Annotated in this window: 16 protein-coding genes; 14 read left to right on the top strand and 2 right to left on the bottom strand. The window is 37.9% G+C overall.

The window, feature by feature from the left end; all coding sequences use genetic code 11:
• Positions 1-60 precede the first annotated feature (60 nt).
• Positions 61-909, bottom strand: a complete 849-nt coding sequence (locus tag HC176_RS08355) for a DUF2911 domain-containing protein (protein WP_167917738.1) — start codon at positions 907-909, stop codon at positions 61-63.
• Positions 910-1,176: 267 nt separating this feature from the next.
• Between HC176_RS08355 and HC176_RS08350 the strand changes: the two genes are divergently transcribed.
• From HC176_RS08350 to HC176_RS08285, 14 genes are all read left to right on the top strand, one after another.
• Complete coding sequence (locus tag HC176_RS08350; protein ID WP_167917737.1) at positions 1,177-1,833, top strand: TetR family transcriptional regulator C-terminal domain-containing protein; 657 nt, start codon at positions 1,177-1,179, stop codon at positions 1,831-1,833.
• An 8-nt stretch (positions 1,834-1,841) separates the two neighbouring features.
• Positions 1,842-3,152: an ABC1 kinase family protein gene (locus HC176_RS08345; RefSeq protein ID WP_167917736.1), complete on the top strand. Its 1,311-nt coding sequence runs from the start codon at positions 1,842-1,844 to the stop codon at positions 3,150-3,152.
• Entirely contained in the window at positions 3,152-3,787 is a 636-nt protein-coding gene (locus HC176_RS08340) for a flavin reductase family protein (RefSeq protein ID WP_167917735.1), read from the top strand. The genes HC176_RS08345 and HC176_RS08340 overlap by 1 nt, the downstream gene beginning before the upstream one ends.
• A gap of 29 nt (positions 3,788-3,816) precedes the next feature.
• On the top strand, positions 3,817-5,241 hold the full coding sequence (locus HC176_RS08335) for an SDR family oxidoreductase (RefSeq protein WP_167917734.1): 1,425 nt from the start codon (positions 3,817-3,819) through the stop codon (positions 5,239-5,241).
• Positions 5,242-5,267: 26 nt separating this feature from the next.
• Positions 5,268-6,800: a cryptochrome/photolyase family protein gene (locus tag HC176_RS08330; protein WP_167917733.1), complete on the top strand. Its 1,533-nt coding sequence runs from the start codon at positions 5,268-5,270 to the stop codon at positions 6,798-6,800.
• 108 nt (positions 6,801-6,908) lie between these two features.
• Entirely contained in the window at positions 6,909-7,337 is a 429-nt protein-coding gene (locus HC176_RS08325; protein ID WP_167917732.1) for a hypothetical protein, read from the top strand.
• Positions 7,334-7,606, top strand: a complete 273-nt coding sequence (locus HC176_RS08320; RefSeq protein ID WP_167917731.1) for a TIGR03643 family protein — start codon at positions 7,334-7,336, stop codon at positions 7,604-7,606. Before HC176_RS08325 ends, HC176_RS08320 begins: the two co-directional genes overlap by 4 nt.
• 35 nt (positions 7,607-7,641) lie before the next feature.
• Positions 7,642-8,337: a GTP cyclohydrolase I FolE gene (folE, locus tag HC176_RS08315; RefSeq protein WP_167917730.1), complete on the top strand. Its 696-nt coding sequence runs from the start codon at positions 7,642-7,644 to the stop codon at positions 8,335-8,337.
• A 4-nt stretch (positions 8,338-8,341) separates the two neighbouring features.
• The gene (locus HC176_RS08310; RefSeq protein ID WP_167917729.1) at positions 8,342-8,566 is read left to right on the top strand and encodes a hypothetical protein; all 225 of its coding nucleotides are present in this window, start codon (positions 8,342-8,344) and stop codon (positions 8,564-8,566) included.
• A gap of 165 nt (positions 8,567-8,731) precedes the next feature.
• Complete coding sequence (locus HC176_RS08305; RefSeq protein WP_167917728.1) at positions 8,732-8,947, top strand: hypothetical protein; 216 nt, start codon at positions 8,732-8,734, stop codon at positions 8,945-8,947.
• A gap of 23 nt (positions 8,948-8,970) precedes the next feature.
• Positions 8,971-9,654 (top strand): SDR family NAD(P)-dependent oxidoreductase, encoded by a 684-nt coding sequence (locus HC176_RS08300; RefSeq protein WP_167917727.1) that lies wholly within the window; start codon positions 8,971-8,973, stop codon positions 9,652-9,654.
• Between the two features lie 79 nt (positions 9,655-9,733).
• Positions 9,734-10,195, top strand: coding sequence for a TspO/MBR family protein (locus HC176_RS08295; RefSeq protein ID WP_209309691.1), 462 nt, complete (start codon positions 9,734-9,736; stop codon positions 10,193-10,195).
• Between the two features lie 4 nt (positions 10,196-10,199).
• On the top strand, positions 10,200-10,682 hold the full coding sequence (locus tag HC176_RS08290; protein ID WP_167917726.1) for an SRPBCC family protein: 483 nt from the start codon (positions 10,200-10,202) through the stop codon (positions 10,680-10,682).
• The gene (locus tag HC176_RS08285) at positions 10,679-11,983 is read left to right on the top strand and encodes a cryptochrome/photolyase family protein (protein ID WP_167917725.1); all 1,305 of its coding nucleotides are present in this window, start codon (positions 10,679-10,681) and stop codon (positions 11,981-11,983) included. Before HC176_RS08290 ends, HC176_RS08285 begins: the two co-directional genes overlap by 4 nt.
• Positions 11,984-12,235: 252 nt before the next feature.
• Here HC176_RS08285 and HC176_RS08280 read toward each other — a convergent pair whose 3' ends face one another.
• A complete protein-coding gene (locus tag HC176_RS08280; protein ID WP_167917724.1) occupies positions 12,236-13,135 on the bottom strand; it encodes a mechanosensitive ion channel family protein in 900 nt (299 codons plus the stop codon).
• Between the last annotated feature and the right edge of the window lie 7 nt (positions 13,136-13,142).

Here is a 13,142-nt window from a genome sequence, read left to right as displayed (position 1 = left end):
AGCTGAATTGAAAGTTAAACTTTCAATTCAGCTTTTTTTAATTTTTATTTTCAATAAATTTTACATTGCCCCCCACTCTTTCAGTGAATCTTTATTCATTTTAACGTAATCGGCGTTACCGGCAGCTTCAGCCCCAGCCAACGATTTTTTGGCCGCTTCAATAGCACCTTTCTTATCGCCAGCTTTGGCATAAATTAAAGCCTGTCTTCTTAGTTGCCAAAATGGTGCTTTATCGCCGGCCATATCGATAGCCTTATCAATCCAAATTTTAGCCTGCTCAATATCTTTTCCTTCCTGAAGGTAATACGCCGCTGCCGCATAATAATCGTTGCCACTTGGCCCATTCATCACTTTAGAAATGGATTTAGACACCAAATCATCGGTAGGCACCTCAATTTTTACACCCGCATACACATCTTCCCAAAGCATTCCTAAAACAGCCGAGCTACTGGTTAAATCATCAAAGGTTATGGTAAACGTTTCAATTTTTACAGGCATTTTGTAAACCTCTGCGGTTGCTTTAGCGGCTACTTTACTTTCGTCCCAATTTTGTGGCGTTCCCCAATTTTCGGTATCCGAATAAAAATAAACCTCCCACGATTCCTTTCCGGGCTTAGTGAAAATAGCGTAACTACCCGCTTTTAGTGTTTGTCCGTCAACAACAGCGTCAGTGCTCAAGCTAATCGTAGTATTTTTGTTTGCTCCCGTTCTCCAAATTTTATCATAAGGCACCAAATCACCAAAAATAGTTCTTCCCCTCATATTGGGTCTGGAATATTCCAACGTCACGTTGGTCAACCCCACTTTTTGTTCGGTCTTAGAGTACGGACTCGGTGCCGGGGTCTCAACTTGGGCTTTTACGCTATAAACCGTAGTAAGGGCTAATAGCAATAGTAGTAATTTTTTCATTTTAGTTTTATTTAAGTTATACATGTTCCATAAAAGTACATATCACCCCGCATATTACTGTTAACAAAACCTTAAAAGTAAGCGCAGGTCAACAGAGAAAACCACGAACAAATTAAACATCTCGGCGTAAATGGTGTTTTTAAGCACACTCTAAATTTTTCAATTTTGGCGATAAATCGAGCATTCAAAAGCTAACATTAAAAAATTTTGTTTAACTTTTAATTTTTTTTATTAAACATTTTATATATTTGTGATAAACAATAAGTTATGGCAAAGAAGAAAAACATATCAGAAGATAAAATTATAAGCATATATATGGATTATGTTTTAGAACACGGTGAAAACCCCAAATCGGTTTACGCTTTCGCGAAGCTTCATCATTTTGAAGAAACCCAATTTTATGATTATTTTACGGGTTTTGAAGCAGTTGAAAAAAGAATTTTTGAAGCCTTTTTTACTAACTCGATTCGCGTTTTGGAGAAAAACGAAGATTACAAAATTTTCGATGCCCGGAATAAATTACTCAGCTTTTATTACACTTTTTTTGAAAACTTAACAGCCAACCGCAGTTACGTTTTACAGGCTTTGAACAAGCATAACAACAATTTGAAAAATTTACGCGTTTTATCAGGGTTAAGACGGCATTTTACTGAATACGTGCACGGTTTGGGCATCCAAATGTTAGACTTAAAAGAAAAACGACTAGAGCGGTTGCAGGAAAAAGCGCTGAAAGAATCGGCTTGGGCGCAACTGCTTTTTATCATTAAATTTTGGATGGAAGACCAATCGTCCGGCTTCGAAAAAACCGATGTTTTTATTGAAAAATCGGTTAACACCAGTTTCGATGTACTAAATATTGCGCCATTACAAAGCGTTTTAGATTTAGGAAAGTTTCTTTTCAAAGAAAAAATACACATGAACTAGAAAGCGCCATGAAAACAATTGATAGCATTCCGACCTCGAAAATATCCAGAGCCACCAAATTAGTTTCTACAGGGGCCAAAGTGGGCGTAAATTACTTGAAATATTACGGCGATAAATTGGTAACCAATGAAGGCGAAGCCAAAGAACGTTTAAACAAAAATAATGCGTCCGATATTTACGATGGCTTAAAGCAATTAAAAGGCAGTGCCCTAAAGGTGGCCCAAATGCTAAGTATGGAAAAAAGCATTTTGCCCCGTGCCTATGTCGAGAAATTCTCTTTAGCGCAGTTCTCTGTGCCGCCACTTTCACCGCCATTAGTCACTAAAACCTTTAAAAAATATTTTGGCAAAACACCAAATGAAATCTTCGATACCTTTAACGCAACGTCTGTTAACGCGGCAAGCATTGGCCAAGTGCATATTGCCGAAAAAGATGGGAAAAAACTTGCTGTGAAAATCCAATATCCGGGCGTTGCGGAAAGTATTGCTAGCGATTTGGCCATGGTAAAACCCGTGGCCATGAGCATGTTCAATATAAAAGGAAAGGATTCAGATAAATATTTCAAAGAAGTCGAAAACAAATTAACCGAAGAGACCAACTATATTTTGGAACTTCAACAGAGTGAAGAAATAGCCCAAGCATGCAAGCATATTCCAAACTTAAAATTTCCGAAATATTACGAAGCCTTGTCGTCAGAGCGTATCATCACCATGGATTATATGGAAGGCGAACACCTTTCGGAATTCGTGCAGCACAACTCCAACCAAAGCACAGCCAACAAATTAGGTCAGGCCCTATGGGATTTCTACATGTTTCAAATCCACCGTTTAAAAAAAGTACATGCCGATCCACACCCTGGCAACTTTTTAATTTCAAAAGAAGGCGAATTGATTGCCCTAGATTTTGGGTGTATGAAATCGATTCCTGACGATTTTTATGTGCCGTATTTCGAGTTGGCAAAACGCGAGAACATCAACAACAAAGTCATTTTCGAAAGAAAATTATTTGAATTGGAAATTTTAAAACCGGACGACTCACCTGAAGAATTGGAGTTTTTCACTAAAATGTTCCATGAAATGTTAAGTTTATTTACCCAGCCGTTTCAACAAGACCATTTCGACTTTTCGGATGCAGAGTTTTTCGGAAAAATAGCCGATTTGGGTGAGCGCTATTCCAAAAACACTGAACTAAAAAAAATGAATGGCAATCGCGGCTCCAAGCATTTCATATACATCAATCGTACGTTTTTCGGACTTTACAATTTAATGTTCGATTTAAAAGCTCAAAACATAAAAATTGATAATTACTTGAAATTATAATGACCTACTTTAGTGCTTCAGATATAGAACAGCTCGATCATATTTACAAGATAAACTTGATTAATAGCTCCTCGGGTTACAAATCTGCCAATCTACTTGGAACCCGATCAGCGCAGGGTATCGAAAATGTTGCAGTGTTCAGCTCAGTAACCCATTTAGGCTCCAGCCCTGCTCTGCTCGGTTTCTTTTTACGCCCAACTACAGTGTTAAGAAACACCTACCAAAATATTAAAGAAACCGGTTTTTATACTGTAAATCATATCCATCAAGAAATTATTCAAGATGCCCACCATACCTCGGCCAAATACGAATCTAACATTTCAGAGTTCGAGGTTACCAATTTAAAAGCAGAATATAAAAACGATTTTTATGCGCCTTTTGTTGGGCGCGCGCCCATACAGCTAGCGATGGAATTTGTTGAAGAGTACCCCATAAAAGCCAACAACACCATTTTGGTAGTGGGCAAAATTAAAGCACTTTACGTTGAAGATGGCTTAATTGAAAACGACGGATTCATTAATCTATCTTCCGCCCAAGTAGCTGCCATAAATGGATTAGACGGCTACAGCATACCCCAAGCACGTGAACGCTACGGTTACCAACGTCCAAAAAATTTAGTTACGAACAAGGATTAACTCCTTATTTTTTAATGATTTAAAGCCATATGACTATTCTTGTTACAGGAGCTACGGGCTACATTGGCAAACGCCTCATCCCCTTTTTGTTAAATGAGGGGCATACCGTGTTTTGTGTAGTACGAGATAGACTAAGGGCAGATAAAAGCTATGCTGACGAAGAGAACGCCCATGTAATTGAGGGCGATTTTTTAAAGCCAGAAACGCTCAAGAATATACCAAAGGACATTGATGTTGCCTACTATTTAATCCATTCGATGTCTAATTCCTCAAAAGATTTCAAATCACTTGAAGAGCAATGTGCGCAAAATTTTAAATCGGCCATTGAAAAAACAAACGCCAAACAAGTTATTTACCTCAGTGGTATTACCAACGAAAAAAAGCTCTCGAAACACTTACAGTCTCGAAAAAATGTAGAAGAATCACTAGCTTCAACAAAGTATGCACTCACCGTATTTAAGGCCGGTATTATTGTAGGCTCAGGAAGTTCTTCGTTTGAAATTATAAGGGATTTAGTTGAAAAGCTACCTTTTATGATTGCTCCAAAATGGCTAAATACCAAAACACAGCCTATTGCGGTTAGAGACGTCCTCGCTTTTTTAACTCGGGGTGCAGGCAAAAGCGAACTTTATAATACATCTTATGATATTTTTGGTCCGGAAGTTATAACATACAAAGAGATGCTACTTCAGTTTGCTGAAGTGCGCGAATTAAAACGTTACATATTAACCGTTCCGGTGATGACCCCAAAATTATCGTCGTATTGGCTGTACTTTGTCACTTCAACATCATACAAGCTCGCCACGTCGTTAGTAGATAGTATGGGCGTTCAAATTATTGGAAAACCGAGTAATATTAACAGCATTCTTGATGTTCACCCCATAAGCTACAAAAAAGCGGTAAAATTGGCGTTCGAAAAAATTGAGCAAAACAGTATTGTGTCCAGCTGGAAAGATTCCATGATTAGCAGTGGGCGGCTTCGGAAAAATTTGTACAAATACATCAACGTACCTCAATTTGGCTGTTTTCGTGATTATAAAGAGCGTAAAGTAAATAACGAAAATATCACAATCAACAAAATTTGGAGCATTGGCGGAACAACAGGTTGGTATTACGGTAATTTTCTTTGGCGTATTCGCGGATATATCGACAAACTTTTTGGCGGTATTGGTTTAAGGCGCGGGCGAACCAATCCTTCCGATTTGAATGTTGGCGATGCGCTCGACTTTTGGCGCGTTATTTTTGCCGACAAAAACAAAAAGAAGCTCTTACTATACGCAGAAATGCGACTGCCCGGTGAGGCATGGCTCGAATTCAAAATTGAAAACAATCTGCTTAAACAGACCGCCACATTTAGACCTCGCGGACTTTGGGGACGATTGTATTGGTACAGTGTGCTGCCGTTTCACGGGTTTATTTTTAAAGGCATGATTAACGAATTGGCCAAAGCTTAGCCTAATTTTTCATTTTAGTAGATTTTATGAAAACCCTCCGACTCATACTTGGCGACCAACTCAATATAAAACACACATGGTTTAAAAATATCGAAGACGATGTGTTATACTGTCTTTTTGAAATGCGACAGGAAACCGATTATGTGGTGCACCACATTCAAAAAGTGATTGGCTTTTTTGCGGCAATGCGTCAGTTTTCAGAAGATTTGAAAAGTAGCGGGCACCGTGTTCATTACCTTAAAATTAATGATGAAAACAATCAGCAAAACCTAGTTGATAATCTTTCCGAAGTCATTAAAAACAAAAATATTGAAAAGTTTGAATACATCCTCCCCGATGAATACCGACTGGACGACCAGTTGAAGACATTCTGCAACCAGTTGAGTATAGAATCCCAGTCTGTTTCCGCAGAACATTTTTATACCGACAGAGAGGAATTGGCTCAATTCTACGAAGGCAAAAAGCAGTATCTCATGGAAAGTTTCTATCGATACATGCGTAAAAAGCACGACATTCTTATGGTTAACGATCAGCCAGAAGGCGGCAAATGGAACTACGATAAAAGCAACCGTAACAAATGGACTGGCGATACTGAAATTCCGCAATATAAATGGTTTAAAAACGACGTAGATAGTTTGATTGACGATATTGAACAAGCTAACATTAAAACCATTGGCGAATTTAAAACCAAAACCTTCCCTTACCCCATTACCCGAAAACAAGCACTGGAACAGCTTAAATATTTTTGCGAAAATCTTTTGGTTCACTTCGGTGATTTTCAAGATGCCATGCACACCAATGAAACTTATTTATTCCATTCTCGGCTATCGTTTGCCATGAATTTAAAACTTCTTTCACCTAAAGATGTCGTGAACAAGGTAATGAATTACTACCGCAAACACGGCGAGCACATCGATATTTCGCAGGTAGAAGGTTTTGTGCGACAGATTATTGGATGGCGCGAGTACATGCGGGGCATGTATTGGATGCTCATGCCAGACTACAAAACCAAAAACGAACTAAAAAACAATAACCCCTTGCCCGACTTTTTCTGGACGGGTAACACTAAAATGAATTGCCTAAAACACGCCATTAGCAACTCGATGGAAAACGGTTATGCCCACCACATTCAACGCTTAATGATTACGGGTAACTATGCCCTTTTAACCCAAACCAATCCGGATGAAGTAGACCAATGGTATTTGGGCATTTATGTAGATGCCATTGAGTGGGTACAACTCCCTAACACCCGTGGGATGAGTCAGTTTGCAGATGGCGGCAAAATTGCCACAAAACCTTATGTTTCCTCAGGCTCGTACATTAGCAAAATGAGCAATTATTGTGATAATTGCCACTACAACAAGAACAAAAAAACTGAAAAAGACGCCTGCCCATTTAACAGTCTATTTTGGAACTTTTTGGACGAAAAACGTAAATTTTTACACAACAACTACCGCATGAAAATGATGTATAGCATTTTAGATAAAATGTCTGCATCACAATTAAATAAAATAAAAGAACGCGCCCAAAAAATTATAGAATATCCAGAACAGTATTAAGTCTGAAGCGCTTTGAACAATATTCCTCTTCCCATCTTAAAAACCACCAATATTTTTTTTGTTTAACTTATTTAAATAACTCTTAAACATTTTGTATATTTGAATAAAATGATACTCGATTCAACATACCATAACAAAGAACATAAACCACTTCTGGAAGACATGGTCGGCAGGCCTTTTTCACTTTTTGAGTCCATTAAAATGAATGGCGTGGGTTCAAAACGTATGATTATAAGTGAGGTAAGTCCAAATCTTGCTCCATATATGAATGTGGTTTCCGATGTTAATTATGCTAATATCGAGCTGAGGAAAAAAGGCATCCTAATTTATATCAACAAAGGACTTAAAACCTATACTTGGGCCATCCCCTATTATCAATTGGTGGTATATCGAACCAATGGTATTAGCATACATGCACAAGGTAGTTTCATTCATTTTAAAAACAACAAAACATTTAGGGAGAACAAAAGGTTTTTCGAAAAAATGATGAATGAAAAAATAAAAAACGCTTCGCAATTTAATTTCCGTACCCCATGACATTTACAGCACAAGAAGAAGACCGAATTATAGAAATGGCCTGGGAAGACCGCACCACCTTTGAAGCGATAAAGTTTCAATTTGGCTTGAAGGAACAAGAAGTGATCAAATTCATGCGAAAACAATTAAAGCCTAGAAGTTTTATAGTGTGGCGCAAACGAGTTCAGGGACGAAAAACAAAACATAAAAAATTGAGGCATTTTGAAGTTGGTAGCTTTAAATGCTCCAGACAAAAAACCATTTCCCACAACAGGATATCTAAACGTTAAGCCGTGAGGTATTCAATATCAGAAAAACAAAAAAAATGAGCACAGGAACAATTAACGGAAAACTTAACGGGCATCGTCTAAACGGGCTATCGGTTGACGATATAGGAGACGACCACCTATACACTGGGCTAGAAACCCCAATGAAAGCAGATGCCCATAGTATGAGCGACGACGAAAAAAAACAGCGACTTACCCTGTTGTTCGAAGAAGTTTTGGATGTTTTAGGACTCGACCTTAACGACGACTCCTTAAAAGGCACGCCACAGCGCATCGCTAAAATGTATATTGATGAAATTTTTTCAGGGTTAAATCCTAAAAACAAACCGAAAGTGGCGCTGTTCGATAACAAGTACCAATACCATCAAATGCTTGTTGAAAAAGATATATCATTTTACTCCAATTGCGAACACCACTTTGTACCCATAATCGGCAAAGCCCATGTGGCTTACATCTCTTCCGGTAAAGTTATCGGACTTTCAAAATTAAACCGCATCGTTCAGTATTATGCTAAACGCCCGCAAGTTCAGGAGCGTTTAACCAATCAAATAGCGGAAGAACTAAAACATATACTCCATACCGAACACGTTGCCGTTATTATTGAAGCCAAGCACCTGTGCGTATCATCAAGAGGCATTAAAGACGACACCTCGATGACCATTACATCCTATTTTGGGGGAAAATTGAATACACCAGAAAAAATCACTGAATTTCAAAACTATATTAAAAGCTAACATTATGGACATCATTAACGAAGCATTAGCATTTGAACAGCGTAAAATGAAATCGCTATCAACCAGCGACCGTGTTAAAATATCAAGAGAAGCCAAACGACTCATCTTAGCTTTGAACAACATTTACAAGCAGAAAAAAGATGAAAACATCATGGATATTATGAAACGGCTTACGGCCATAAAGCAGAAAGTAGAAAAACGCTTGAAGGGTGCACCTCTATCGGCGTAATATTTAATAAGTACTCAAATTTTAAGCAAAACCAACATGTTTTATTAAAGTTTTTATAAAATAAAGCAATAAAAAGATCAAATATCATAGATTTTATTATATTGTGAAATTCATGAAACAACATACGTTTCAGAACCATTCAATATACAGGATAAAATAAAAACTATGGAGATTATTGATCGAGCTTTAGAATTTGAGCAACGCAAGCACACCTTTAAAACAACCAGCGAGCGTATTGAATCCTCGAGAGAAGTTAAGGATTTAATATTAAGCTTGAATACGATTTATAAGGAAAAGAAAGATCCAAAAATTATGGATCTTATGAAGCGATTAACAGCCATTAAACAAAAAATTGAAAAACGGCTAAAGGGCAGGCCATAACCCATAAAATGCCCTGAAACCATATGAAAACAATTATTATAATTGGTGGAAGTAAGGGCATTGGCAATGCCATTGTAAAAACACTCGTTAGCACACACAACGTGGTAAACATAAGTAGAACCACGCCTCCAGAGTCCCACCCCAACTTAAAACATTACTCCTGCGACGTTCTAAAGGACGATTTGCCCGAAATTGAAAGCGCCGATGCTTTAATTTATTGTCCGGGCAGCATCAACTTAAAACCAATTTCCAGATTAAATACCAAAGACTTTCAGACCGATTTCGAAATCAACGTCTTGGGTGCCGTTAAGGCCATACAACAATACCTTCCGGCATTAAAAGCATCAAATAGTCCATCCATTCTACTTTTTAGTACCGTGGCCACCCAATTGGGCATGCCTTTTCATGCGAGTATAGCTACTGCAAAATCGGGTGTGGAGGGCTTAGTAAAATCTTTGGGCGCCGAACTTGCCCCTACCGTTAGAATTAATGCTATTGCTCCAACGGTAACAGACACCCAACTGGCTTCCAATTTACTGCGAAATGAAAAAATGGTCGATAACATTACTAATCGGCATCCGCTAAAAAAATATTTAAACCCGCAGGAAGTTGCAGATATGGCCGCCTATTTAATCTCAGAAAAGGCCGCTGCATGTTCTGGGCAAATCTTTAAAATGGACTGCGGTATAGTTAGCTTTAAAATTTAGACATGGATTCTCATCATAATATTTGGAAAACCATCACACATAAACGAACAAACAACAGAACCTTAAAATAATTCAACAAATGAAAACTGGTTTATATGTCATTATTTTCTTGATTATCAATTTTGGTGCATTGGCACTGAGCAGTTGGCTTATGGATAACGGTCCGCAAACCGGATGGTACCAAAATCTAAACAAAGCCCCATGGACACCACCAGGCTGGGTTTTTGGAGCGGCGTGGACCACCATTATGCTCTGTTTCTCAATTTATATGGCCATTCTTTTAAAAATACACCCACATCAAAAGGTGGTCATTTTGTTTTTAATCCAACTGGTTTTAAACGTGGGGTGGAATTATCTTTTTTTTAATCAGCATTTAGTAGTCCTAAGTCTGGTGTGTATCGCCCTGCTAACAATCATCATTTTTAAATTCTTATTCGATTTTAAAACTATAATGTTGGCCAAACAACTTTTAGTGCTCCCCTATTTCATTTGGCTATGTATTGCCACCTCTTTAAATGCCTATATTTTAATCTACAATTAAATTGATGAAACTATACCGGTTACATAAAACACAAAAACTTCCCATATCGATCGCCGAAGCATGGGATTTCCTTTCCAATCCGAAAAATTTAAAGACCATCACCCCCGATTACATGGGTTTCGAAATTCTTTCGGGAGCCGACCGCCCCATGTATGCCGGACAAATTATTCAATACATCGTAACACCCGTTTTGGGCATAAAAACCAAATGGGTTACCGAAATTACCCATAGTATGCATCAAAAGTATTTTGTCGATGAGCAACGTTTTGGGCCTTATGCCCTATGGCACCACAAACATTTTTTAAAAGAAATTGAAGGCGGTGTTGAAATGGAAGATATTATTGATTATAAATTGCCCTTCGGAATTTTAGGGCAATGGGCACAGCCCATTCTCGTAAAGCCAAAACTGGAAGAAATATTCAACTACAGACAACAAAAACTTGAAATGCTTTTTGGTACTTTTATTAAAACCGGACAACATCAATGAAACAGCCTATAAATATATTTTGGTTCCGTCGTGATTTAAGATTGGATGATAACCTCGGATTTTACGAAGCCCTTAGAAGCGAACACCCCGTATTGCCCATTTTTATTTTCGATAAAAACATTCTCGACAAACTGCCCGAAGATGATGCTCGCGTCACCTTTATTTTCGAAACCCTTCAGTCCATGCGATATGCCCTTCAAAAGGAGCACAGCAGTAGCATTGCCATATATTACGATACGCCCGAAACCGTTTTCAACAATCTCATTGAAACCTATAACATCGAAACCGTTTTCACCAATCATGATTACGAGCCTTATGCTACCGAGCGCGACAACCACATCAAATCATTGCTAGAGGGCAATGACATTGCTTTTAAAACCTTTAAAGATCAGGTCATTTTTGAAAAAGATGAAGTAGTAAAGAACGATGGCGACCCGTATGTAGTTTACACACCGTACATGAAAACCTGGAAGGAAAAGTTTAAAAGCCACAATCTGGAGATTTATTACACCAATAGTTATTTAAAGAATTTGGTGGAACATACCAGACTACCCAATATATCTTTATCCGACATGGGTTTTAAAACGGCTTCGCAAAAAATAGAAGATTATACCGTAACGCCAACGCTCATTCAAGAATACGAAAGCAAACGGAATTTCCCCGCGCAAGATGCCACCTCGCGTTTGGGGCCACACTTGCGGTTTGGTACGGTAAGCATCCGAAAAATGATAAAAAAAGCCATTGCCGAAAACAACGAAACCTTTTGGCAGGAACTCATTTGGCGCGAGTTTTTTATGCAAATTCTATGGCATTTTCCGCATACGGTTACGAAGAGTTTTAAACCCAAATACGACCGTATTGAGTGGCGCAACAACGAAGCTGAATTCAAACTTTGGTGCAAAGGAAAAACGGGTTACCCCTTGGTTGATGCCGGTATGCGCCAACTCAACCAAACCGGCTTTATGCACAATCGCGTACGGATGTTGGTGGGCAGCTTTTTATGTAAACACTTGCTTATTGATTGGCGATGGGGAGAGGCTTATTTCGCCGAAAAACTGCACGATTACGAAATGGCAAGCAATGTAGGTAACTGGCAATGGGTAGCAGGAAGCGGTGTTGATGCTGCACCATACTTTAGAATTTTTAATCCCACCACACAAATTGATAAATTCGATAAAAATTTAAAGTATATTAAAACTTGGGTGCCCGATTTTCAGGGACTCACGTATCCCGAAAAAATGGTAGACCACAAGTTTGCTCGAGAACGCTGCTTAAAGGTTTATAAAACGGCGTTGGACTAGTGAAGCTTAAAATTAACTTTGCGAAAACTTTGGCTATTTTCGTTATTATTATGTTGTAATAATTATAACTGACCGTAATGTAGTTGTGCATAGAGTATTGATTTAGGCCAAATACGAAAAAAAGGATTGATGATAATATTTACAATTTGGCTTTTGCTTTTCAATTGTTCTAAATCAATATTCAATTCAGAGTGTACCTGCTCCTAAAAATAAGATAACATAACTTACGATCTATTGATAGACTGTTACATGTTAAGACCCTTCACTATCCTTTTCAAAATTGAGGTTTAATTCGTTTTTATTGAAATCCAACGTGCGAATTGGAAATGGGATATTGATTTCTGCTTTATCAAAGTTCGCCTTAATCAGTTTTATAGCTGTATGTTTTGCGGTGTGTTCATGTTTAGGTTTAGATAAACTTATCCAAAAACGCGTCATGAAATTAATAGAGCTATCTCCAAACTCGGTAAAGAAAAACTCTACATCTTCTCCTGGCTTTTGCTTGAAGCTTTCTGAAATAATCTTTCTAACCAAATCTTCAACTTTTTGCAAATTGCTTTCGTACCCAACACCACAGGTTACCGTAATTCGACTTCTATCGGTAATCGAATAGTTAGTAAATGCATCATCTACAAATTTATAGTTGGGAACAATTACATAATTATTGTCTGGTCGCCTCAAAACAATATTTCTTAGGCTAATTTCTGAAACGAATCCTTTTATATCATTTGTTTCAATATAGTCATTAATCCTAATTTTCGGCATGAATGACAACACTAAACCCCCAACGGTATTGCTCAAGGTACCTTGCAAAGCCAAACCAATGGCTAGACCAACTACACCTGCACCAGCCAAAATACTGGTCAGCACTTTATTAAGATCTAATACCCCCAAGGCAACAAAAAAACCAATCAATATCACTGTAATAAAAATTATTTTAGCAATGATATCCTGGATGGACTTCTGTTGTATTCTTGATAAAATAAATTTTATAAAAACCTTTCTCGCTCCCCTAGCTATAAAATAAAACACAATCATTACCAATATGGCCAAAGCGAGATTTGGCAGCTTTAAAATAATGGTTTCCATCCAGCTATCTAATTTATCCCATAGGCTGCTTACAGCCTCTTCTATTGAAAATTTTTCTTTCATTTAAACC

Source organism: Tamlana crocina, assembly GCF_012037625.1.
This window is presented reverse-complemented; position numbering and strand designations above follow the sequence as displayed.

What these genes read in the sequence shown, in the direction of transcription:
- HC176_RS08355 (WP_167917738.1), bottom strand. Translation starts at nt 909, where the DNA reads ATGAAAAAATTACTACTATTGCTATTAGCCCTTACTACGGTTTATAGC.
- HC176_RS08350 (WP_167917737.1), top strand. Translation starts at nt 1,177, where the DNA reads ATGGCAAAGAAGAAAAACATATCAGAAGATAAAATTATAAGCATATAT.
- HC176_RS08345 (WP_167917736.1), top strand. Translation starts at nt 1,842, where the DNA reads ATGAAAACAATTGATAGCATTCCGACCTCGAAAATATCCAGAGCCACC.
- HC176_RS08340 (WP_167917735.1), top strand. Translation starts at nt 3,152, where the DNA reads ATGACCTACTTTAGTGCTTCAGATATAGAACAGCTCGATCATATTTAC.
- HC176_RS08335 (WP_167917734.1), top strand. Translation starts at nt 3,817, where the DNA reads ATGACTATTCTTGTTACAGGAGCTACGGGCTACATTGGCAAACGCCTC.
- HC176_RS08330 (WP_167917733.1), top strand. Translation starts at nt 5,268, where the DNA reads ATGAAAACCCTCCGACTCATACTTGGCGACCAACTCAATATAAAACAC.
- HC176_RS08325 (WP_167917732.1), top strand. Translation starts at nt 6,909, where the DNA reads ATGATACTCGATTCAACATACCATAACAAAGAACATAAACCACTTCTG.
- HC176_RS08320 (WP_167917731.1), top strand. Translation starts at nt 7,334, where the DNA reads ATGACATTTACAGCACAAGAAGAAGACCGAATTATAGAAATGGCCTGG.
- folE (WP_167917730.1), top strand. Translation starts at nt 7,642, where the DNA reads ATGAGCACAGGAACAATTAACGGAAAACTTAACGGGCATCGTCTAAAC.
- HC176_RS08310 (WP_167917729.1), top strand. Translation starts at nt 8,342, where the DNA reads ATGGACATCATTAACGAAGCATTAGCATTTGAACAGCGTAAAATGAAA.
- HC176_RS08305 (WP_167917728.1), top strand. Translation starts at nt 8,732, where the DNA reads ATGGAGATTATTGATCGAGCTTTAGAATTTGAGCAACGCAAGCACACC.
- HC176_RS08300 (WP_167917727.1), top strand. Translation starts at nt 8,971, where the DNA reads ATGAAAACAATTATTATAATTGGTGGAAGTAAGGGCATTGGCAATGCC.
- HC176_RS08295 (WP_209309691.1), top strand. Translation starts at nt 9,734, where the DNA reads ATGAAAACTGGTTTATATGTCATTATTTTCTTGATTATCAATTTTGGT.
- HC176_RS08290 (WP_167917726.1), top strand. Translation starts at nt 10,200, where the DNA reads ATGAAACTATACCGGTTACATAAAACACAAAAACTTCCCATATCGATC.
- HC176_RS08285 (WP_167917725.1), top strand. Translation starts at nt 10,679, where the DNA reads ATGAAACAGCCTATAAATATATTTTGGTTCCGTCGTGATTTAAGATTG.
- HC176_RS08280 (WP_167917724.1), bottom strand. Translation starts at nt 13,135, where the DNA reads ATGAAAGAAAAATTTTCAATAGAAGAGGCTGTAAGCAGCCTATGGGAT.